Source organism: Paraburkholderia piptadeniae (assembly GCF_900007165.1).
In the GTDB taxonomy this organism is placed as follows: domain Bacteria; phylum Pseudomonadota; class Gammaproteobacteria; order Burkholderiales; family Burkholderiaceae; genus Paraburkholderia; species Paraburkholderia piptadeniae.
The window spans coordinates 137,760-160,541 of sequence record NZ_CYGY02000025.1; the positions used below are offsets into that span (position 1 = coordinate 137,760).

Consider the following 22,782-nt stretch of genomic DNA (forward strand, 5'->3'; position numbering starts at 1 on the left):
GGCGCACGCTTCCATTCAATCAAGCGTTTTCTGACGTCAGGCCGTCACCGCATAGCGCTCGGCCATCTGCTCGAGCGCAACCGGCTTGATCCGCGGCGCCTGCCCCGCGCAGCCGAACGCTTCGAAGCGCGCGGCGCACATGCCGCGCGCAGCCTTTCTGGCAGCCGCGAATGCCTTGCGCGGATCGAACTCCGACGGCTGCTCCGCGAAGACCTGCCGCATCGCGCCCGTCATCGCGAGACGGATATCGGTGTCGATGTTGACCTTGCGCACGCCGCTGCGAATACCGCGCTGGATTTCCTCGACGGGCACGCCATACGTCTCCTTGATCTCGCCGCCGAACTTGCGGATGATCTCCAGCCATTCCTGCGGCACCGAAGACGATCCGTGCATCACCAGATGCGTGTCCGAAATCTGCGCGTGAATTTGCGCGATGCGGTCGATCGCGAGAATATCGCCGCTCGGCTTGCGCGAGAACTTGTACGCGCCGTGCGAGGTGCCGATCGCGATCGCCAGCGCATCGACGCCTGTGCGCTCGACGAAATCGCGCGCCTGTGCAGGGTCCGTCAGCAGCATGTCGTGCGACAGCTTGCCCTGCGCGCCGACGCCGTCCTCCTCGCCGGCTTCCCCCGTTTCGAGCGAGCCCAGACAGCCAAGCTCGCCCTCGACGGACACGCCGACGGCATGCGCCATTTCGCACACAGTGCGCGTGACGCGCACGTTGTATTCGTAGCTCGAAGGGGTTTTCATGTCCTCTTCCAGCGAGCCGTCCATCATCACGCTCGAAAAGCCCGAACGGATCGACATCTGGCACACGGACGGACTCCCGCCATGGTCCTGATGCAGCACGACGGGGATGTCGGGATGCGATTCGGTCGCGGCGAGCACCATATGGCGCAGGTAAGGCTCGCCCGCATACTTCCGCGCGCCGGCGGAAGCCTGCAGGATCACGGGGCTTTGCGTGTCCTCGGCGGCCTCCATGATCGCCTGGATCTGTTCGAGGTTGTTGACGTTGAAAGCCGGCACGCCGTAGCCGTGCTCGGCGGCATGGTCAAGCAGTTGGCGCAGCGAGATGAGTGCCATGACAAGTCTCCTGATGATGACGCGATTGCTTGCGAGTCGCTCGCGCGCAAAGGCGCGTTCGACGACAAATCGTTCGGCCGCGGCGCTTTCATTGCGCCGCCTTCATCCACGCGACCGTGGTGTCCAGCATGCGGTTGCTGAAGCCCCACTCGTTGTCGTACCAGCTCAGCACCTTGACCAGCGTGCCGCCCGTCACGCGCGTCTGCGTCGCGTCGAAGATCGACGAGCGCGCGTCGTGGTTGAAATCGACCGACACCAGCGGAGCGTCGTTGTAGCCGAGGACGCCTTTCAGCTCGCCTTGCGCAGCCTCCTTGACGATCGCGTTGACTTCGTCGACGTTCGTCAGCCGCATCGACGTGAAAGTCAGATCGACGACCGACACGTTGATCGTCGGCACGCGAATCGCGAAGCCGTCGAGCCGTCCGTTCAGTTCCGGGATCACCAGGCCGACGGCGGCGGCCGCGCCCGTCTTCGTCGGAATCATCGACTGCGTGGCGGCGCGAGCGCGGCGCAGGTCCGTGTGATACACGTCGGTCAGCACCTGATCGTTCGTGTACGAATGAATCGTCGTCATCAAGCCGTGCTCGATCCCAATCGCCGCATGCAGCGGCTTGACGAGGGGCGCGAGGCAATTGGTCGTGCACGATGCGTTCGAGATGACCGTGAACGACTGCCTGAGCACTCCGTCGTTGACGCCGTAGACGACCGTCGCGTCGACGTCCTTGCCGCCCGGCGCGGAAATCATCACCTTGCGCGCGCCCGCTGCAAGATGGGCAGAGGCCTTTTCCTTGCTCGTGAAGAGGCCCGTGCATTCGAGCACGACGTCGACGGCGAGCTCGCGCCACGGCAGCTCCGCCGGATTGCGCACGGACAGCACCTTGATACGGTCGCCGTTGACGACCAATGCATCGCCGTCCACGTCGACGGTGCCGACAAACGGACCGTGCACGGTGTCGAAGCGGGTCAGATGCGCGTTGATCCCCGCATCGCCGAGATCGTTGATCGCGACGATGCGAATTTCGTCCGTCCGCTTCGATTCGTACAGCGCTCGCAGGATGTTGCGGCCGATGCGGCCATAACCGTTGATCGCCACGTTGATGGGCATGTCGACTCCTTTATCGTGAGTTCATGTCGAATCGCTCAGTGCAGCGAGACGACGTGATCGGCCATCTCGTCGATGGTCGCGAATACGCGGTCCGGTCGCGCGTTTGCAATCGGTTCTCCGTGGTTGTAGCCGTAGGGCACGACCCATGCCGCGACCCCTGCGCGGCGCGCGGACTGCACATCGGTACGCGAATCGCCGAGATGCGCCGCCGCGTGCCCCGGCACCTTCAGATGATCGAGGCAATAGCGGATCGGCAGCGGATGAGGTTTCCTGTACGGCAGGCTGTCGCCGCCGAGCACCACGTCGAAATACGGCGCGAGTTTGGCTTGCTGCAACAGGCGCTGCGCGAACCGGTAGTCCTTGTTCGTGACGACGGCCATGTGCATGTCGGCGGACCGCAGCCGCGCGAGCGCATCGTGCACGCGCGGATACGGCTGCGCAGTGGTGCCGGCGATCGCGTCGTAGTGCGCGTCGAACACGGGCATGATCTGGTCCAGTACGATATCGGCTTCGACGCCGAGGCCCGTCAGCACGCGCTGCATCAACACACGCGTGCCGTTTCCGATGTGACCGATGACGGTATCGAGCGTGACAGCGGGATAGCCGTACCCGTCGAGCACACGATTGACGGCCAGCGCAAGTTCCGGCGCCGTGTCGATCAGCGTTCCATCGAGATCGAACGTGACGAGCCGCGTTTTCATCACACGCATGCCTCGACGACGCGTTCGACCGTCACGCCGAAGTGCGCATACAACTCGCCTGCCGGAGCCGATTCGCCGAACGACGCAAGGCCGATCACACGTCCATCTGGCCCGACGTATTTGTGCCAGAAGTCGCTGTGCGCGGCTTCCACCGCGACACGGCGCACGCCCGGCGGCAGCACTTGCGCGCGATACGCGGCATCCTGCCGGTCGAACACCGATGTCGACGGCATCGACACGACACGCGCACGCACGCCCTGCTCGCCAAGCTGGCGTTGTGCGGCAAGTGCGAGCGCGACTTCCGATCCTGTAGCGATGATCACCACGTCGGGCGAGCTGCCCGTCGCTTCGCTCAGCACGTAGCCGCCTCTGCGCACGAGCGCGAGTTGCGTGTCGTCGCGCGTCGCTTGCGGCAGATTCTGGCGTGATGCGACGAGCGACGTCGGGCCGTTCGCGCGCTCGATCGCCATCTGCCACGCGATAGCGGTCTCGACGGTATCGCATGGTCGCCACACGTCGAGGCCCGGGATCAGTCGCAAGCTCGCGAGATGCTCGATCGGCTGATGTGTCGGACCGTCCTCGCCGAGGCCGATCGAATCGTGCGTGAGCACGTGGATGACACGCTGCTTCATCAACGCGCTCATACGTATCGCGTTGCGCGCGTAGTCGGAGAACACGAGGAACGTCCCGCCGTACGGAATGAAGCCGCCGTGCAGCGCCATCCCGTTCATGATCGCCATCATGCCGAACTCGCGCACGCCGTATGACAGGTAGTTCGCGTGCGGATCGATCGCCTGCCCCGGCACGAACCTTCGCGACGCCTTGACGGCCGTCAGGTTCGAGCCCGTCAGATCCGCTGAGCCGCCGAAAAGATCGGGCAGTTCGGGGACCAGCACGTCCAGCGCGATCTGCGACGACTTGCGCGTCGCGGTCGGCCCGGTGACGCCACGCGCAACCTCGACAAGCTGCTGCGTAATGCGTGTCCAGTCCGCCGGCAATTCGCCGCGCATCCTTCGCTCGAACTCCGCGGCTTCGTCCGGATATTCGACGCGATACGCTTCGAGCATCGCGTTCCATTCGCGCACGCGTGCCGCGCCGCGTTCGCGTTGGCTCCAGTTCGCGCGTACGTCATCGGGAATCTCGAACGGCGGATGATCCCAGTCGAGCGCGTGGCGTGTCGCCGCGATTTCGGCCGCGCCGAGCGGCGCGCCGTGCACTTCGTGCGTATCCGCCTTGTTCGGCGAGCCCCAGCCGATCGTCGTGCGGCACACGATCAGGCTCGGACGCGCGTCGTTCGCTTTCGCGTTCCCGTGCGCGTCGCGTATCGCCGCATCGACGGCGGTTGCGTCGTGGCCGTCGATCGGACCGATCACATTCCAGCCGTATGCGCGAAAGCGTGCCGCGGTATCGTCGGTAAACCAGTTGCTCACGTGACCGTCGATCGAAATGCCGTTGTCGTCATAGAAACAGATCAGCTTGCCGAGCCCGAGCGTGCCCGCAAGCGAACCGGCCTCGTGGCTGACCCCTTCCATCAGGCAGCCATCGCCGAGAAACACATACGTGTGGTGATCGACGACGGGAAACCCTGGGCGGTTGAAGCGCGCGGCGAGCAGCTTCTCCGCGAACGCCATGCCGACGCCGTTCGCAAGCCCTTGCCCGAGCGGGCCCGTCGTCGTCTCGACGCCGGGTGTGAGGCCGACTTCCGGATGCCCGGGCGTTTTCGCGTGCAATTGCCGGAAGCGCTTCAGTTCGTCGAGCGGCAGATCGTAGCCCGACAGATGCAACGCCGCGTAAAGCAGCATCGAGCCATGACCATTCGACAGGACGAAGCGGTCGCGATCGGGCCACGACGGATCGGCCGGGCTATGCCGCAGATGATCGCGCCACAGCACTTCGGCAATGTCGGCCATGCCCATCGGCATGCCCGGATGGCCCGATTTCGCGGCCTCGACGGCATCGATTGCGAGGAAGCGAAGCGCGTTCGCGAGACGGCGCCGGCTCTGCGGCGCCGCCGCCTCCAGACGCATGTGAGCGGAATCATTCATTGCGAGAGTCCTCCTTCATGACATCGGCACGCGCCTTCACATCGTTGCCTGCTCGCGGTTGCCCATCAGGCGCAGGATCATCGGCGTGAAGATCAGCTGGATCGCGAGGCCCATCTTGCCGCCCGGACACACGATCGTGTTGGGACGCGACATGTACGAGTCGTGCAGCATCGACAGCAGATACGGAAAGTCGATGCCTTTGGGATTGGCGAAGCGAATCACGAGCATGCTTTCGTCGAGCGACGGGATATCGCGCGACGTGAACGGATTCGATGTATCGACGACGGGCACGCGCTGGAAATTCACATGCGTGCGCGAGAACTGCGGGCAGATGTAGCTCACGTAGTCGGGCATCCGGCGCAGGATCGTGTCGACGACGGCTTCTTGCGAATAGCCGCGCATGTTCTTGTCGCGATGCAGCTTCTGAATCCATTCGAGGTTGATGATCGGCACCACGCCGACGAGCAGGTCCGCATGCTGCGCGACATTGACGCGATTCGTGACCACCGCGCCATGCAGTCCTTCGTAGAACAGCAGGTCGGTGCCTTCATCGACGTCGGTCCACCCCGTGAACGTGCCCGGCGGTTGTCCGTGCGCCGCGCCCTCGGCCTCGTCGTGCAGATACTTGCGGCTCTTGCCCGTGCCCGTCGCGCCATAAGTGGCGAACAGCTGTTCGAGCTCGCCGAACAGATTCCCCTCCGGCCCGAAATGGCTGAAGTGCTGATCGCCCGTCTCTTCGGCTTCCTTCATCTTCTGCCGCATCTGCTGGCGATCGAACGCATGGAACGAATCGCCCTCGATAATCGCCGCCTTGACCTTCTCGCGCCGGAAGATGTGCTGAAACGATCGCGTAATCGTCGTCGTGCCCGCACCCGACGAACCCGTTATCGCGACAATCGGATGTTTAGTCGACATGTCTCTTCCCTTCTGTTCGATATCGTGGAGGCCAGGCGTGTCACTGCGTTGCGCGGAACAGCGAGCGCGTGTTGAACAGCGGTGACTCGAAGCGCTCGTCGGTGCCGCTGTCGTACTCGACGTGATATCGTTCGAGCCGCTCGACTTCTCGCCGCGAGCCGAGGATCACTGGCACGCGCTGATGCAGCGCCTCCGGCATCACGTCGAGAATGCGTCCGCGTCCTGTCGATGCGCGCCCGCCCGCCTGCTCGACGATCATCGCCATCGGGTTGGCTTCATAGAGCAGCCGCAGGCGCCCCGGCTTCGTCGGGTCCTTGTAGTCCTTCGGGTACATGAACACGCCGCCGCGCATCAGGATGCGATGCACCTCGGCGACAAGCGACGCGATCCAGCGCATGTTGAAGTCCTTCTGCCTCGGACCGGCCTGGCCCTTCACGCACTCGTCGATGTAGCGCTGCACGGGCGGTTCCCAGAAGCGCCGGTTCGACGCGTTGATCGCGAACTCCTGCGTGTCCTCGCCGATATGCAGATCAGGATGGGTCAGGATGTACGCGCCGATCTGCGGATCGAGCGTGAAGCCGTGCACGCCGCGTCCGAGCGTCAGCACGATCATGTCGGCGGGACCGAACAGCGCGTAGCCCGCGCAGACCTGCTTGCTGCCAGGCTGCAAGAAATCTTCGACGCGCGGCTCGGTAATGCCCGGCGGCGCTTCGAGCACCGAGAAGATCGTGCCGACGGTCAGATTGACGTCGATGTTCGACGAGCCGTCGAGCGGGTCGAACAGCAGCAGATAGCGTCCGCGCGGATACTCGGCGGGAATCTCGTACGCGTGCTCCAGTTCCTCCGAGACCATCCCCGCGAGCTGCCCGCCCCATTCGCAGCACGACAGCATGATTTCATTCGAAATCACGTCGAGCTTCTGCTGCGTCTCGCCCTGCACGTTCTTCGCGCCGGCAGCGCCGATCGCACCATCGAGCGCGCCGCGCGCGACGCGCGTGCCGATGTACTTGCACGCGGTCTGAATATCGTTGATAAGCGCCGTCAGCTGCTCGTCCTGCGCCGGATGGCGGCGGTGCTCTTCGATGATGAACTTCGAGAGGGTCGTTCGGCCGTGCTGCATGTCTGCCTCCTTCTATCGTGTGTTGCGGAACACGCGGCTTGCGCGAATGTCGGCATCGACGATCGTCTCCAGCGCGTCACGCGTCACGGTCCCCGCCGACGAGAACACGCGGTTGGCCTGGCGCAGCCGCGCACGATCGAGTGCATTGCGAATCGAGCGCGCATTCGCGAAGTTCGGTTGGCTCTTGCGCCGCCCGATGTATTGGCGCAGCGCAACCTTCGCGTCCGCATCGAGCCTGTAGTGCATGTCGCGCAGCATCAGCTCCGCGATCTCGAACAACTCCTCGTCCGTATAGTCCGGAAAGTCGATGTGATGCGCGATGCGCGACGTCATGCCCGGATTGCTCCCGAAGAACGTGTCCATCCGGTCCTTGTAGCCCGCGAGAATCACGACGAGATCGTCGCGCTGGTTCTCCATGATCTGAAGCAGGATCTCGATCGCTTCCTGGCCGTAGTCGCGCTCGTTCTCCGGGCGGTACAGGTAATACGCTTCATCGATGAAGAGCACACCGCCCATCGCCCGCTTGATCACCTCCTTGGTCTTCGGCGCCGTGTGGCCGATGTACTGCCCGACGAGATCGTCGCGCGTGACGGCCACGACGTGCCCCTTTCGTACATAGCCGAGCCGATGCAGGATTTCCGCCATGCGCATCGCCACCGTGGTCTTGCCGGTGCCGGGATTGCCCGTGAAGCACATGTGCAGCGACGGCGCCGCGGTCGCCATGCCCAGCTCCTTTCGCGCGCGCTCGACGACGAGGAACGCGGCAATCTCGCCGATGCGCGTCTTGACGGGCGTGAGCCCGACCAGCTCGCGATCGAGCCGTTCCAGCACGTCGTGGATTTGCGCGTCGCGCACTATCGCTTGCAGGTCGATGGCGTTTTCGGTGCTCATGGCGTCGAGTCTCGTCAACGGGTTGGACTATGCGGGGCGATCGGCTCGGGCGCTACTCGTAGCGCTCGCCCTCCGGCCGGTCGTCCGCATACGGACGCAGCCGGTAGCGGATCGTGCGCGCCTCGCCTTCGTCGCGCACGAGGCAGAAGCCACGCTCGTGATCCGGGCGGGCCACGATGAACGACAGCCGCATCGTTTCGAAGCCTGGCGTCGAATCGAACGCATTGACCTTCACGTAGTGCCGTGGCTTCGCCTTGCGGCACGCATCGACTTCGAGCATCACGCCCGCCGCGTCCCTGAGGTCGAACATCGGCAGGCCCCACATGTCCCAGAACGAATTGCGCGGATGTGGATCGTCGGTGAATTCGACGGAACAGGCCCATCCCTGGCGCAGCGCATATTCGATCTGTCCGCGAATCTCGTCGTCGGTCAAATCGGGCAGAAAAGAAAACGTTCCCTGAGTGAGTCGCATGTCGTTCTCCATCTCTACGATGCCGTTGCGGTCGGCACGAAGTCGGGCGTATCGGTCGACGTGTAGTTGAAGGTGACGTCGCGCCACGTGTCGAGCGCCTGCTTCAGCGGCGTGCACCAGCGCGCGGCGGCTTCGAGAATCTGTGGTCCTTCGTTCGCGATGTCGTGCCCTTCGTTGCGGGCCTTCGTCATCGCTTCGAGCGCGACGCGGTTCGCGGTCGCGCCCGCCTGGATGCCCATCGGATGGCCGATCGTGCCGCCGCCGAACTGCAGCACGACGTCGTCGCCGAACAGCGCGAGCAACTGATGCATCTGGCCCGCGTGGATGCCGCCGGAAGCGACGGGCATCACTTTCTTCAGCGCGGCCCAGTCCTGCTCGAAGAACACGCCGCGCTGCAGATCGACCTCGTTGCGCGATTCGCGGCACACGTTGTAGAAGCCCTGCACCGTGTGCGGATCGCCTTCGAGCTTGCCGACCGCCGTGCCCGCGTGCGCATGATCGACGCCCGCGAGACGCAGCCACTTCGCGATCACGCGAAACGACACGCCGTGGTTCTTCTGCCGCGTGTAGGTGCTATGACCGGCACGGTGCATGTGCAGGATCATGTCGTTCTTGCGCGCCCAGTTGGACATCGACTGGATCGCCGTCCAGCCGATGACGAGATCGATCATCACGATGCACGAGCCGAGTTCCTTCGCGAATTCGGCACGCTCGTACATGTCCTCCATCGTCGCGGCCGTGACGTTCAGGTAATGCCCTTTGATTTCGCCGCTCGACGCTTCCGCGCGCTTGACCGCTTCCATGCAGAACAAAAAGCGGTCTCGCCAGTGCATGAAAGGCTGCGAATTGATGTTCTCATCGTCCTTCGAGAAGTCGAGGCCGCCCTTTAGCGCTTCATACACGACGCGCCCATAGTTCTTTCCGGACAGGCCGAGCTTCGGCTTCATCGTCGCGCCGAGCAACGCGCGGCCGAATTTGTCGAGACGTTCGCGCTCGACGACGATGCCCGTCGGCGGCCCCTTGAACGTCTTCACGTACGCAACGGGAATACGCATGTCTTCGAGCCGCAGCGCCTTCAGCGGCTTGAAGCCGAACACGTTGCCGATGACCGACGCAGTCAGGTTCGCGATCGATCCTTCCTCGAACAGATCGAGTTCGTATGCGATGTACGCGAAGTACTGCTGCTCGGTCGGCGTGCCCGGGCCGGTGTTCGGCACGGGATCGACGCGGTACGCCTTCGCGCGATACTTCTCGCAGGCGGTGAGCCGGTCGGTCCAGACCACCGTCCACGTCGCCGTCGACGATTCGCCCGCCACGGCCGCCGCCGCCTCGTCGGGCTCCACGCCCGGCTGCGGCGTGATGCGGAACAATGCGATGACGTCGGTATCCTTCGGTTGATAATCCGGCTGCCAGTACCCCATCTGCCTGTACTTGAGTACACCCGCCGCATAACGCTCTTTGGCATCGGTGATCACGCTGCTTTCCACGGGAATGGTCATCGTCTCGCTCCTCGTTGGCTGACCTCATGGAAAACAAGGTTATGCGGCCTGGTAATCGTTAGGAATTCATTTATTCTTTGGTCTCGATTAAGCGTTGCTTAATGAGGGCGTCACGCTCCGGCAACTTCGCGTTTTCGCGGCCTCCTGCCGAAGCGTTTCGCTGCTTCATGCTCGAACACGCGCAAGCGTAACCGTCCGAACAATCCGGGCACGGGTGACACACATCAACGTCAAGCGGTGTCTGGGATTGCGAGCGAAGTACCTTGGCATATTGCAGCGCCGCAACCCGCCATCTACGTATGGCCGAGAGCCTTCTGCGAACGGATGTCACATCGAAAGGCAGACGTACTGAATTCCGCCATATCGGTCAAAGCCACGACATTTAGGGACTAAATTTTCTTTGCTCGCGATTTATCACTAAGCTTTCATTTAGACCATGCCGAATGGATGAGGCCCACGCATCGTTCGTGTGCGCAGGTTTGAATGGCTTGCGTGAATGTCCAAAAGATTCGTTTAATGCCTGAGCACATGCGAGCCGCCTGTTCCCTTTTCCTTGCCGATCAGACGGATCATCCTGAATGCCAGTCGATTTCGAACAGCTCGCTAAAGCGTCAGTGAAAAAGCTGGCGAAATACAAATTTCATCGGGACCACGCGATCCAGGCCAGAGAGATTCTTCGAACGATCGAAAAGCTGCACGGGAAGATCAGCCCCACTGTAGTCAGGCAAACCGACAGCTACGCACGGGACGTCTTCGGCGACGCGATCTACGCGCCGTGGTTGCGCGTCTATGCGGCCGTGAACGGCTCATTCAAGGAAGGCTGGATACCGGACAACTATTATGGAGCGGTCGTAGTACCGCGCACAAAAGGCTGGTACGGAAAGATTTCGACGTTGAAATCGGCATCGCAGCTGATATTCCGCGACAAGGCATTTCCCGATCTCGGATATTTCGCCAATGGTTTTTTCTATACGATGGAAAACGCGGTGATATCCGATCAGGATCTTCTCGGTATTCTTTTCAGAGAAACGGACAAGATCGCTTTTAAACTGGATCAATCCGGCCAGGGAAAAGGCGTATTCGTCATCGACAGGCAGTCGTTCGACCCGCAATCCATCCGGTCAAGCGGGAATGGCGTATTTCAGGCATTCATCAGGCAACACGAGGTATTCAACCTTTTCACCCGCGGTCCCGTCGCGACGTTGCGCCTCACCACGGTCGTCGAGCCGGCAGGCGGGATTTCGCTTCGCGCGTGCTTCCTGCGACTAGGCAGAGCCGGCGAAACGCACGTACAGACGGGCAGCGAGGTCAACATACCGATCAATGCCTTGACTGGCGAGCTGGACCCGCGCGGCTATCTGAGCGACTGGACAGATGTACGGGCGCATCCGGACACGAAAATAGAATTCCAGGGTGTCAGGATTCCGGCGTTCTCCGAATGCGTCGCCAAGGTACTGGAGCTTCACGCGAAAGTACCGTTCGTCTGCTGCATCGGATGGGACGTGACAGTCGACACCAATGAAAACGTGAAAGTACTCGAATGGAACGCCGAACATAACGACATCAAATTTGGCGAAGCGACTCAAGGCCCGTGTTTCTCGGACCTCGGATGGGAGCATCTGCAATTCGCTCATTTCCGGGGTTGAAGCGGTGAGCCGGTGCGCGCACTGCGGGCCCCCGTCACCGTCGACTGACAGGCGAAACGGGTGAGGAACGGGGTGACGAACGGGATCGGCAATCAGGCCAGGGACATGTCCCTATGCACGCCGTGGCGGGATGTGAGAAAGTCCAATTGAGTGAGGCAACTTCCGCATTGGGCGGTGCTGAGCCACCGCCATCCCGAGGAGCACGGCAATGAAGATCCAGTATTTCCTTGTGGCGATCGCCGTCGCCATGACGGGCTGCCCGGCATTTGCCCAGCAACAGCAGCCGTCTGTAGAGATCAAACAGGGCCCCGACAAGAGCACCGTGACAGGAACGACAACGGTCGTTGCCACGGTTGTCTCCATCGATCCCGCTACCCGGACCGTCAAGCTCAAGGACAAGAACGGTCGGGTCGAAGAACTGTCGGCGGGCGACAAAGTGCGCAACTTCGATCAGCTCAAGGTCGGCGATGTGGTTACCACCGAGTACCAGGAGGCGAGGTCGCTGAGTCTAAGAAAAACAACTGGCCCACGCTCTTCCAGCGAGCGGCAGACCTTGCAGCCGGCCGCGTCCGGGACCAAACCGGGCGGCATCATCAGTCGTGAGATAACGGTAGTGGGCGATGTCGTTGCCGTGGATGCAACGCGGAATCACGTCACGATAAGGGGGCCGCAGGGTCCAATGGATGTGTTGGTGGACCCCGAGCAACTGAAGAACATTCGCGTGGGCGATCAGGTTGAAGTTGTGCACACCGAAGCGGTTGCGATATCCGTCACGCCCGGAACGAGCAAGTAGTCAGCGGACAACCATGCACATGTTCTTTCATGCAGTGCCAGTGCTTCAGCGTTCCTGACACGCTCCAGGTGTCGCGCTCTTCGGACTATTGAGGCAATGCGATGCCGTCGATGCTTTCCTTCAGCGCATGCGAAACCATCGACATCAACGCCCCTTTCTGGACAACGGCGGCATCCCCCATCGCTTCCTGCACACTGACCACCTTGCGCGCGTCATAGTGACGGCCGCTGCCGGCTTCGTTCTCGAAGGCATTGGCCCGCTGATTGATCTCTTCGAGATCAGCGCTCACCAATAGCACGGCATGTGCAAGAACAAGGTGTCGTTGATTGTCGTCGGTTTGCAGGTTGGCTGGCGCGCGCCGCCAGTACTGGGCGGTGCCCGCGATCTTGCGAGCCTGTTCCGCCGGCCCCCAGGCGAGGTTGAAACGGCCGTCGCAGAACGAACCATCCACCGACTGCCAGTGAGTTGGAACGCCAAGAGAGCGCAGCGCACTGCCGACGACCTCGCACAGATGCAGATAGACCGCCTCGCTCAACGCGCCGGGTGGCCGCGTCACCGCATACGCGAGGCTCAGGTTGAGTATGCCGGGCCCCTGCGGAACCAGGCCGCCGCCCGTCATGCGCAGCCAGACGGGACAGCCGCGCCCGGCGAAGGTCGCGCGAGCCGTCTCGAACTGCGAATAGCGCAGATAGCTGCGCGGCACCACCAGCGACACGGGCGCTTCCCATAGCTGGGCAGCCCGGCGACCTTGCGCCGCCAGGTCCAGCAGCGCCAGCTCTTCTTGCAACGGGTCAGTCCCGGATGGATCGGACTCGACGAATTCGAATGGCGTGGTCTTCATCATTGCGGGAGGTGGTTCGACAAGATCGCAACAGAGCGATTATGAACGATGCTCGCGCTTCCTCACGCGTGCCCGTTCTTCAATGCGCAGGCGAGCGTGCGAACTCCGTCGCCTTGACGGCCTCGACCAGGTAATCGACGAAGGAAGCGATCCGCGCCGATATCGCCGTGTTGCGATAGTAGACGGCATTGATGGGTTGACGGACATCCTGTGTCTGCCGTGGGAAAAGCTGAACGAGCCGGCCCTCTCGACGGTCGCGGGCCGTCATGAAGTCGGACAGGCAGACGATACCCGCACTCTCCAGCGCGAGTTGCCGCAGCGTTTCGCCGCTGGACGACGCGATAGTCGGTTCGATTCGATAAGGCTCGTTGTCCGGTCCGATCAACGGCCATACATTGAGCGACTCGGGCTGCGTGAACCCGAGCAGCGAGTGCTTCGCGAGATCGTCCACGCGTTTCGGATGACCCTGTGCTTTCAGATACCCAGGCGTGGCCAGCACCCGTATCCGGCTGCTGCCGACGGGACGGCTGTGCAAGGTCGAATCTTTGAGTTTGCCGATCCGGATCGCGACGTCGGTGCGCCGTTCGAGCAGATCGATAATACCTTCGTTGCTGTTCAGTTCCAGCTCGATCTGCGGATAACGCGCCCGATAGCCCGCCACGAGAGGCACGATCACGTGAAGCATGAAAGGGGTGGCGGCATCGACACGCAAGCGTCCGGAAGGCCGCTCCCGGCGCGCAGCGAGTTGTTCTTCGGCGTTCTCCACTGCGCCGATGATCTCACGTGCATTTTGAAGGAAGGCTTTTCCTTCCTCCGTCAATTCGAGGCGCCGCGTGGTCCGGCGCAGCAGCGTCGTTTGCAGCTTTTCCTCGAGTCGGCCCAGCGTCCGGCTCGCACCCGACACGGTCTGATTCAGTTGCTCGGCTGCGGCTGTGATGGAGCCGGTATCGACTACTGTCGCAAAGGTCTGCAGTTCGTCGAGGGTGACTTTCATATTTGATCTGGAATCAAGAGTGTCTCCTTTATAGATTAGTTTCTCCGCAAAAGTAAAGGCGGGTCGGCTTGAGGACAACGGTGAGTGGAATGAAACGGCGCGCATGCAAAGCCGCCGTCATTGCAGGCGGCGGCAGCGGAATTGGATTTGCCTGTTTCCGGCAGAGGAATGGGCTGATGATGGAACTGCCGAACCGCACACGCGATTCTATTGAAGCTCGATTGCAGATTTCAAGGTACGCGTTTATGCGGGCATAAAGGCCTCGACCAAAGCCTTTTGCCCGCACCTGAACGCTGTAGTTCTTCTAGCCGAAGGACGCTTGCGGATTCCCCGCTGCCAATGCTTCTGCGCGATTCGGCGCCGGCGGATAGATCCACTTTGTATTGATCATCTGTTTGCGTGCCTTGCCTTCGGCGTGGGTGAGTTTGATCTGTCGATCCCAACCTTCCGAATAGATCGCGCCCCACTCGCCGAGATCGACGCAAGTGGCGTAGAACGGCTGCCGATATTCAAGAGTCGGTACGCCGATCAAATCCGCGGCGACATTGTGTCCGCCGAATTGCCCCATCACGATGGCGTGCTGACACGACATCAGCGCGTAGTGCCCGTCATCGTCGGCCAGCGCTCGTGCAACATCGCCCGCGACGAATACGTCGGGTGCTTCCGGCACGCGCAGATCCGGTGCCACTTCGGCGCGCCCGAGCGGATCGACATGCGAAGATACTTGCGCGGCCAACGAGCTTGCGCGCATGCCGCCTGCCCAGATCACCGTCTTCGCTTCGATGCGCGTGCCCGATGCAGTGCGAACGCCGTCCGCATCGACCGACACGACGCCCGAGCCGAGCACCGTTTCGACGCCCAGCGATTGAAACGCTTCAGCGACGAACGGACGGGGATTCGGCCCAAGATCCGGACCAATCGCGTCTTGCGTGCCGATCACGACAACGCGAACCGCCGCGTTAGCACCGAACGATTCACGCAGCCGCTTGGGCAATTCGGTCGCGACCTCGATACCCGTGAAGCCACACCCGACAACTGCGACGGTATTGCGAGCGGGTGATTCCGGCAGCTTCGCCAACTCCGCAAAGTGGTTGTCGAGTGCCACCGCATCCTCGATGCGATCGACAGAAAAAGCGTGGTCCGCGAGGCCCGGAATCGGCGGCCTGTTCAGCTTGCTGCCGCTGGTCAACAGCAGCCGGTCGTATGCGAGCGAGCGCTTTTGTCCGTTGGCCGACACGACACTCAACGTCTTGTCCTTTACGGAAATCTCGTCGACGCTGCCTTCGAGAAATTTCACGCCAATGGCATCGAGCAGAGGCAGAAGCGGCGCGGCCATCTTCTGCGGCTCGCTTTCATACATCCGCGGCCGGATTTGCAACTCCGGCTTCGGCGAGATCAACGTGACTTCGACGTCACTGCTCGTTACGCCAGCTGCGTCGAGCACGCGTGCTGCGCCCAGTGCGCCCCACACCCCGGCAAAGCCGGCACCCACGATCAGGATCTTTTGCGACATGACATTACCTTCGGTTAGAAAGTTGCGGAGTCGACGACAGTCCGAAATGACTGAGCATGATCGACATAGGAGGCATTGCTTATGCGATTGCTCGCGTCCCCACGTCGAACGAATTCTAGGTTTGTGCATCGAGCACGAGTAGCGCCGCGGATGCGTTCACCGTGTTGCCCAGACGGCAACAATCCAGCAACAGAACGTGTGTGACATGCGGCGAGCCGGGTCGCTCTTCGCGCGATGCCTTATCACGTGCAGGCTCGCGCCGCATTTGGGCTGAAGCGCATGACATTGCATCGATCGGGGCGGCGCCGTCAATTGAACTGCATTCGCGGGCACTTCAAGCTCGGTCATCACGCCGATCACGAACACGGTGGGCTCGCTCACGCAGACAGTCGGCAGTTCATCCGTCGGTGCGCCTGCAACCAACCTGGTGACGGCACTCGGCAACACGGTCGGATCGGCCGGCAGGACGATCGCTTCGACCAGCAACAACCCGGTCACGACCGGCGTCGGCAACGTCGTTGCCGCGACAGGCAACACGGTCGCGACGGCCGGCACGACGCTCCTCGGCGGATCGGGCACGGGCACCGCGAATCCGCTTGCGCCCGTCACGAACCTCGTGTCGACGGCAACGGGCACGGGCACCGGCACGCAGTCGGCCTCGCTCACGGCAGCGCTGAACGCCGGCGCGACGGCGACGCTCTCGGGAAGCTCGGGCAGCGGCACGAGCAGCCAGTCGGGCGGCCTGCTCGCGCCTGTGAAGACGGTGGCGGGCAGCTTGCTCAAGTAGGCATCGGCATCCTTGGCGACAGCGGCATGGGCTCGACGGATGGGACCATGCCGCTTCGCGTCGTGCGTGCGCATTCCAGCGCGTGAAAAGTATCGAGCTGGCAAATGCGAACGTGTTCGGCACAACGCGCGAGCCTTCGCCTCACCCGGCTTCGCGTGCTGAGTGAGGCCTCGCACGAATCGCACGTGACGACATCGCGATACGTCGTCTGCCGCGCCACTTGTCCGATCCGCGCAAGTGAACCGGGCCAGCACGCGACTCCATCCGTTACCGCACATCTCGTCGATGCATGAGCGCGGGGACGGGCGCGACCGGCGCAAGCATCGAAAGACCCATAACAAAGCCCGAAAGGAAGAATAATGAGAACGAGAGTCCTCGGGGGGATGCTGCTGCTCGCTGCCGCGACGGCCAGCGGCGTCGCGGTAGCGCAGACGCGTTCAGCCGGCAATCCGCTCGATGCCCTGCCGCAAATCGCGGCGCCGAAGCAAGGGCCGAACGTCACGGTCCACGTCGCGCCCGCGCAGCAGTTGCAGGAATTGCTCGCACGGCACCTCACGCCGACGCGCTTTCAGGTCGAAGGCGTGAAGTCGGTGCCATTCGACGAGATCGTCCGCCGCTTCACGCCGCTCGCCGGCAAGGACATCACAATCGCCCAGCTGATCGAGGCCGCCGACGGCGTAACGAAGCTCTATCAGGAACGCGGCTACGCGCTGTCGTTCGCGTTCATCCCCGCGCAGAACTTCGACAACGGCGTCGTGCGCGTGACCGTCGTCGAGGGTTATGTCGGCAGCGTGAAGGTGACGGGCAAGCCCGGCGCAATGGAGCGGAAGATTCGCGCCGTCGCCGCGCATATCACTGCGGACCGTCCGCTCAGAAGCGCGACGTTCGAACGCTACGTCAACACGCTCGGCATGCTGCCGGGCATAACGGTCAAGGCCAACGTGCCACCGCCGCAGACCACCGATGGCGCGACCACGCTGGAACTGAACGTCGATCGCAAGCCGTTCAACGTCAGCGCGGGAATCGACTTCAATCATCCGGGCGTGCAAGGCATCATCACGGCGACGGAAACCGGCCTGACGTCGCTCGGCGAACAACTGAGCGTCTCGGCGCTCGCGCCGCCGGGACGCGACAAGCGGACCTACTTCGCGTTCAGCGGCGCGCTGCCCGTTGGCAGCAACGGTCTCGTCACGCACCTCGATGCCAGCACGTACCGCAGCGAACCCACCGACAATCCCGGCCTGCCGTCATACGTCCACCGCACCGTCACTAACGACAAGCTCGGTTTGTCCGCTTCGTATCCGCTGCTGCTGGACAACGATCACAGCCTGCTCGGCACCCTGTCCGGCTATGCATCGAACGACGACAACCGGTACAGGAACGAAATCACGGGCGTCACGCTGGATTCGCGCACGCAGGTCCGCGTGCTGCAGGCGCAGCTCGACTATGTGCGCGTCTCGACGGGGCAGGTGCAAAAGATCGCGTTCAACGTCGCGAAGGGATTCGACATTCTCGGCGCGTCGAAATCGCAGGACATTACTGTCGGCGCAGCGACGACCGCATTGCCCACGCCCGTCTCGCTGACGTTCGTGCGCACGGGCGCCACGCTGACACAGACCAACGACTGGCCGTTCAGGATCGGCACGTCGCTGTCGCTCACCGGTCAGTACAGCGCGGATTCGCTGCCGACATCCGAGCAGATCACGTTCGGCGCGCAGCGCTATGCACTGGGCTACGAAGCGGGCGAGACGGCGGGCGATTCGGGTTGGGGTGTGTCGCTTGAAATCAACCGGGCGTTCTCGCTGGGCTACACCTATCTGAAGACGATCACGCCGTACCTCGCGTACGACATGGCGCGGGTGTCTCTGCACGCCAGCACGCCGTCGCCGGGCCGGCTCTCGTCGGTCGGCATCGGCGTGCGGCTCAGCGACAGCCGGCATTACAACCTCGATCTGTCGATCGCAATAGCAGTCGGCGATGCGCCGATCGAAAGCGCATCGCGCAGCCCGCGCGTGAACGCGACGTTTTCGTATCAGCTGTATTGATCGCGCGCGCTCGCGCAAGCTGCTCGTCGATGGTCGCATCCTGTCGAACTCCGCCGGGCTTCCTACTCTTCCACCGTTTGCGATCAGCCCTCGCGTACCATCGACGGTACAGCCTGTCGCGCTGACATTCGCTGCGTTCGTGCGCGATACGATGATGCGTGGGCGGCAGGCTTCACACTGGCCAGTTCGGTGCTGGCGGCAGCGAGTGCGAATGGATTCGACGCCGGACTCTGCACATCGACTGTACACATGGGAACATACTCCAAACTTTCCCGTCGATAACAGATACGCTGGCACACGCCAGCGACGGAGACTTCACATGGACGACCCTTCCGCACCGAACAAAAAGCGCACGGAAAGCGCCGTCGACATCGTCGCGCCCACCTCAGTAGCGGCGCTCGCGGCCACGCTCGACTACGACTCCGCCCCCGCCGAGCGCGATGCGCTTCCGCCCCTCTGGCACTGGATCTTCTTCAGGCCCATCGTCAGGCAGTCGCTGATCGCCGAAGACGGCCACCCGCGAAAAGGCAGCTTTCTCCCCGATCTCGGCCTGCCGCGCCGCATGTGGGCGGGCGGCCGGCTGCGCTTTGCCGCGCCCGTCATCGTCGGCGAGCGCATCGCACGCGCATCGAGCATTCTCGACGTGCGCGAAAAACAGGGACGCACGGGCAAGCTCGGCTTCGTCACGGTCGGCCATCGGATCGAGTGCCGCGGCACGCTCGCGATCGAAGAAGAGCACGACATCGTCTATCGCGAACTGTCAGCGTCGGGTGCGCCCGCACCCACTGCCACACCCACCGCCGCGCCCGCCGATGCCGCGTGGCAGCGCACGCTCACGCCCGACGAGACGCTCCTCTTTCGCTACTCCGCGCTGACCTTCAACGCGCATCGCATCCACTACGACACGCCTTACGTAACGCAAACGGAGGGCTATCCGGGCCTCGTCGTGCACGGGCCGCTCATCGCCACGCTGCTGATGGACCTGCTGCGCCGCGAACGGCCCGATGCCGCCGTTCTCGACTTCTCGTACAGGGCCATGCGCCCATGCTTTGCGGGCAACGCGCTGCATCTGTGCGGCCAGCCTTCGGCGGACGGCAAGACGGTCGAGCTCTGGTCGAAGGATCACGAAGGCTGGCTCGGCATGACCGCTCGCGCCACGCTCTCCTGACGACGAACACACAGGCAAATGCATGATCGACATGATCGACACCAACGACGACGCGTATCAGGACATCCGGGAAGCCGTGCGCGCTCTGTGCAGCCAGCTCTCCAACGAATACTTCCGCAAGATCGACGAAGCGCGCGGCTATCCGGAAGCGTTCGTCGATGCGCTCACCAAGGCGGGCTGGCTCGCCGCGCTGATCCCTCAGGAATACGGCGGCTCCGGTCTCGGCTTGACGGAAGCCTCCATCATCATGGAGGAGATCAACCGTTCGGGCGGCAACTCGGGCGCGTGCCACGGCCAGATGTACAACATGGGGACGCTCTTGCGCCATGGCTCCGCCGAGCAGAAGCAGCGCTATCTGCCGAAGATCGCGTCGGGTGAACTGCGCCTGCAGTCGATGGGCGTCACCGAGCCGACCACGGGCACCGACACCACGAAGATCAAGACGACGGCCGACAAGAAAGGCGACCGCTATGTGATCAACGGGCAGAAGGTGTGGATCTCGCGCGTGCAGCACTCCGATCTGATGATCCTGCTCGCGCGCACGACGCCGCTTGCCGGCGTCAAGAAGAAGAGCGAAGGCATGTCGATCTTCATCGTCGACTTGCGCGAGGCGATCGGGCGCGGCCTCACCGTTCAGCCGATTCCCAACATGGTGAATCACGAGACCAACGAGCTTTTCTTCGACAATCTGGAAATCCCCGCCGAGAATCTGATCGGCGAAGAAGGCATGGGCTTCAGGTACATCCTCGACGGCCTGAACGCCGAACGCGCGCTGATCGCGGCCGAATGCATCGGCGACGGCTACTGGTTCATCGACAAGGTCAGCGCGTACGTGAAGGAGCGCGTCGTGTTCGGCCGGCCCATCGGGCAGAACCAGGGCGTGCAGTTTCCGATCGCGCGCGCGTACGTCAATATCGAAGCGGCGAACCTGATGCGCTTCAAGGCCTGCGCGCTATTCGACGCGCACAGGCCTTGTGGCGCGCAAGCCAACATGGCGAAGCTGCTCGCCGCCGATGCATCGTGGGAAGCGGCCAACGCATGCCTGCAATTTCACGGCGGCTTCGGCTTCGCGGCCGAATACGACGTCGAGCGCAAGTTCCGCGAGACGCGTCTCTATCAGGTCGCGCCGATCTCGACGAACCTGATTCTGTCGTACGTGGCCGAGCACATCCTCGGTCTTCCACGTTCGTTCTGAAGGAGCGCGATCATGCGTCCGCTGCAAGGCATCAAGGTCGTCACGCTCGAACAGGCGATCGCCGCGCCGTTCTGCACGCGTCAGCTCGCCGACATGGGCGCGCGCGTGATCAAGATCGAACGCCCTGGCAACGGGGACTTCGCGCGCGGCTACGATGAACGCGTATCGGGACTCGCGTCGCATTTCGTCTGGACCAATCGCTCGAAGGAAAGCATCACGCTCGACGTCAAGCAGCCGCAAGCGCTCGATGTCATGCACAAGCTCCTCGCCGATGCCGATGTGTTCGTGCAGAACCTCGCGCCCGGCGCGACGCAACGCCTCGGGCTCGATTACGACACGCTCTGCAAGCGGTATCCGCGCCTGATCGTGTGCGACATCTCCGGTTATGGCGCGAACGGCCCAATGCGCGACAAGAAAGCCTACGACCTGCTGATTCAAAGCGAAGCAGGCTTCCTGAGCATCACGGGATCGGAAGGCACGCCTGCAAAGGCCGGCTGCTCGATCGCGGATATCGCCGCTGGCATGTACGGCTACACGAACGTCCTTGCCGCGCTCATCGAACGCGGGCAAACGGGGCGCGGCAAGCGTATCGACGTCTCGATGCTGGAGAGCATGGTCGAATGGATGAGCTACCCGCTCTATTACGCAATCGACGGGCAGACGCCGCCGCGCCAGGCCGGCGCATCGCACGCGACCATCTTTCCGTATGGTCCATTCATGGCGGGCGACGGCAAGACCGTCATGCTCGGCCTACAAAACGAGCGCGAATGGAAGCAGTTCTGCGAGATCGTCGTTCGCCGCCCGGAGCTTCAGACCGACGACAGGTACAGCACCAACAGCCGCCGCGCGCAGCATCGCGAGGAACTGACGCGCATCATCGTCGAAGCGTTTTCGCGCCTGAGCGCGGCGCAAGTGATCGAGCGGCTGGATGAAGCGGGGATCGCCAATGCGCGCATGAACGACATGCACGATGTGTGGCAACACGAGCAACTCGAAGCGCGGCAGCGGTGGACGCAGGTTCAAACGCCGGCGGGCGTGATTCCCGCGCTGTTTCCGCCTGGCATGACAGCCGCCGACGAGCCGCGCATGGACGCCGTTCCCGCACCGGGCGAGCACACCGATGCGATCTTGCGTGAACTCGGCTTCGACGCTCAGGCTGTGGAGCGTCTGCGCGACGCGGGCGCGATCTGAGCGCTATCGCATTGCATGGGCCGCCGCGCGAGCGAAGCGCGCAGCCCTGTTCGACCCTTCGACACGTCACGGCCTAAGCGTCGTCGCCCTGCTCGCCCAGCATCCGCAACGCCGCCTTTTCCGCGTTCAATACGTGCTGGCGGGCAAGCTCCTGCGCCTCGTCCCCGTCGCGCGCCTTCAACGCCTTGTGAAGCTTGTCGATTTCGCGCAGGCTGCTCGGCAGCCGGTCGGGATGCATCAGCGACGTCGCGCGCAGCAGATTCACGCGCGAGTAAAGGCTGTTCAATATTTCCTTCACGAGATGGTTGCCGCAGTTGTCGAGCAGCACGTCATAGAGCGCCGCCTTAGCCTTCAGCACGCCGTTCTGGTCCTGGGCGGTCGCCTGGGCACGCAGCATCTTCGCGGCCTCGCCGAACTGGGCGATGGCTTCGTCGCTGGCGAGCCGCGCGAATTCGTGCGCCGCGAAGCCTTCGAGCAACGCGCGCAACGCGTAGAGTTCGGCGGCCTCTTCCCGCGACATCACCGCGACCACGGGCCCCTTGTGCGGCACGTTGCGCACGAGCTTTTCGGCCTCCAGCTTGCGCAACGCCTCGCGCACGGAGGTCCGGCTCACGCCCAGCGTCTCGCAAAGCTCGCGCTCGATCAGACGCGCGCCCGGCGCAAAGCGCCCGCTCATGATGGCCTGGCGCAGCACGTTTTCGACCTGGTGACGCAGTGTCTCCGGCCGGACCAACCCGATATCAGTCGACATTATTGTCTTCCCGTCCGACAAAAACCC

19 protein-coding genes and 1 pseudogene are annotated in these 22,782 nt (G+C 62.9%); 7 read left to right on the forward strand and 13 right to left on the reverse strand.

What is annotated here, in order from left to right; all coding sequences use genetic code 11:
• Positions 1-36: 36 nt before the first annotated feature.
• From fba to BN2476_RS13605, 9 genes are all read right to left on the reverse strand, one after another.
• Positions 37-1,083: a class II fructose-bisphosphate aldolase gene (fba, locus tag BN2476_RS13565; RefSeq protein ID WP_087734686.1), complete on the reverse strand. Its 1,047-nt coding sequence runs from the start codon at positions 1,081-1,083 to the stop codon at positions 37-39.
• A gap of 88 nt (positions 1,084-1,171) precedes the next feature.
• On the reverse strand, positions 1,172-2,188 hold the full coding sequence (gap, locus tag BN2476_RS13570) for a type I glyceraldehyde-3-phosphate dehydrogenase (RefSeq protein WP_087734687.1): 1,017 nt from the start codon (positions 2,186-2,188) through the stop codon (positions 1,172-1,174).
• A 35-nt stretch (positions 2,189-2,223) separates the two neighbouring features.
• Entirely contained in the window at positions 2,224-2,889 is a 666-nt protein-coding gene (gene gph, locus BN2476_RS13575) for a phosphoglycolate phosphatase (protein WP_160111713.1), read from the reverse strand.
• Positions 2,889-4,934: a transketolase gene (tkt, locus tag BN2476_RS13580; protein ID WP_235850814.1), complete on the reverse strand. Its 2,046-nt coding sequence runs from the start codon at positions 4,932-4,934 to the stop codon at positions 2,889-2,891. The genes gph and tkt overlap by 1 nt, the downstream gene beginning before the upstream one ends.
• Before the next feature lie 36 nt (positions 4,935-4,970).
• A complete protein-coding gene (locus BN2476_RS13585; protein ID WP_087734689.1) occupies positions 4,971-5,849 on the reverse strand; it encodes a phosphoribulokinase in 879 nt (292 codons plus the stop codon).
• Between the two features lie 40 nt (positions 5,850-5,889).
• The gene (locus BN2476_RS13590; RefSeq protein WP_087734690.1) at positions 5,890-6,969 is read right to left on the reverse strand and encodes a class 1 fructose-bisphosphatase; all 1,080 of its coding nucleotides are present in this window, start codon (positions 6,967-6,969) and stop codon (positions 5,890-5,892) included.
• 12 nt (positions 6,970-6,981) lie between these two features.
• Positions 6,982-7,860: a CbbX protein gene (gene cbbX, locus BN2476_RS13595; protein WP_087734734.1), complete on the reverse strand. Its 879-nt coding sequence runs from the start codon at positions 7,858-7,860 to the stop codon at positions 6,982-6,984.
• A 52-nt stretch (positions 7,861-7,912) separates the two neighbouring features.
• Positions 7,913-8,332 carry a ribulose bisphosphate carboxylase small subunit gene (locus tag BN2476_RS13600; RefSeq protein WP_087734735.1) on the reverse strand — a complete coding sequence of 140 codons (420 nt, stop codon included), beginning with the start codon at positions 8,330-8,332 and terminating at the stop codon, positions 7,913-7,915.
• A 14-nt stretch (positions 8,333-8,346) separates the two neighbouring features.
• Positions 8,347-9,831, reverse strand: coding sequence for a form I ribulose bisphosphate carboxylase large subunit (locus BN2476_RS13605; protein ID WP_087734691.1), 1,485 nt, complete (start codon positions 9,829-9,831; stop codon positions 8,347-8,349).
• Positions 9,832-10,409: 578 nt separating this feature from the next.
• Between BN2476_RS13605 and BN2476_RS13610 the strand changes: the two genes are divergently transcribed.
• On the forward strand, positions 10,410-11,477 hold the full coding sequence (locus BN2476_RS13610; RefSeq protein ID WP_087734692.1) for a sugar-transfer associated ATP-grasp domain-containing protein: 1,068 nt from the start codon (positions 10,410-10,412) through the stop codon (positions 11,475-11,477).
• Between the two features lie 208 nt (positions 11,478-11,685).
• A complete protein-coding gene (locus tag BN2476_RS13615) occupies positions 11,686-12,270 on the forward strand; it encodes a hypothetical protein (protein ID WP_087734693.1) in 585 nt (194 codons plus the stop codon).
• An 85-nt stretch (positions 12,271-12,355) separates the two neighbouring features.
• Here BN2476_RS13615 and BN2476_RS13620 read toward each other — a convergent pair whose 3' ends face one another.
• From BN2476_RS13620 to BN2476_RS13630, 3 genes are all read right to left on the reverse strand, one after another.
• Positions 12,356-13,114, reverse strand: a complete 759-nt coding sequence (locus tag BN2476_RS13620) for a lipoyl protein ligase domain-containing protein (protein WP_235850815.1) — start codon at positions 13,112-13,114, stop codon at positions 12,356-12,358.
• A gap of 76 nt (positions 13,115-13,190) precedes the next feature.
• The gene (locus tag BN2476_RS13625; protein WP_087734694.1) at positions 13,191-14,105 is read right to left on the reverse strand and encodes a LysR family transcriptional regulator; all 915 of its coding nucleotides are present in this window, start codon (positions 14,103-14,105) and stop codon (positions 13,191-13,193) included.
• Positions 14,106-14,409: 304 nt separating this feature from the next.
• Positions 14,410-15,618 carry an NAD(P)/FAD-dependent oxidoreductase gene (locus BN2476_RS13630; protein WP_087734695.1) on the reverse strand — a complete coding sequence of 403 codons (1,209 nt, stop codon included), beginning with the start codon at positions 15,616-15,618 and terminating at the stop codon, positions 14,410-14,412.
• 328 nt (positions 15,619-15,946) lie between these two features.
• On the opposite strand from BN2476_RS13630, the pseudogene BN2476_RS13635 reads away from it, so the two are divergent.
• From BN2476_RS13635 to BN2476_RS13655, 5 genes and pseudogenes are all read left to right on the forward strand, one after another.
• Positions 15,947-16,405, forward strand: a pseudogene (locus BN2476_RS13635) (collagen-like triple helix repeat-containing protein); the annotation flags it as partial.
• Between the two features lie 383 nt (positions 16,406-16,788).
• Entirely contained in the window at positions 16,789-18,450 is a 1,662-nt protein-coding gene (locus BN2476_RS13640) for a ShlB/FhaC/HecB family hemolysin secretion/activation protein (protein ID WP_438942878.1), read from the forward strand.
• A 319-nt stretch (positions 18,451-18,769) separates the two neighbouring features.
• The gene (locus BN2476_RS13645) at positions 18,770-19,618 is read left to right on the forward strand and encodes an HTD2 family dehydratase (protein ID WP_087734698.1); all 849 of its coding nucleotides are present in this window, start codon (positions 18,770-18,772) and stop codon (positions 19,616-19,618) included.
• A 31-nt stretch (positions 19,619-19,649) separates the two neighbouring features.
• Positions 19,650-20,813 (forward strand): acyl-CoA dehydrogenase family protein, encoded by a 1,164-nt coding sequence (locus BN2476_RS13650; protein WP_087734737.1) that lies wholly within the window; start codon positions 19,650-19,652, stop codon positions 20,811-20,813.
• Between the two features lie 12 nt (positions 20,814-20,825).
• Positions 20,826-22,004 (forward strand): CaiB/BaiF CoA transferase family protein, encoded by a 1,179-nt coding sequence (locus BN2476_RS13655; RefSeq protein WP_087734699.1) that lies wholly within the window; start codon positions 20,826-20,828, stop codon positions 22,002-22,004.
• A 73-nt stretch (positions 22,005-22,077) separates the two neighbouring features.
• Here BN2476_RS13655 and BN2476_RS13660 read toward each other — a convergent pair whose 3' ends face one another.
• Positions 22,078-22,755 (reverse strand): GntR family transcriptional regulator, encoded by a 678-nt coding sequence (locus BN2476_RS13660; protein WP_087734700.1) that lies wholly within the window; start codon positions 22,753-22,755, stop codon positions 22,078-22,080.
• Positions 22,756-22,782: the final 27 nt, after the last annotated feature.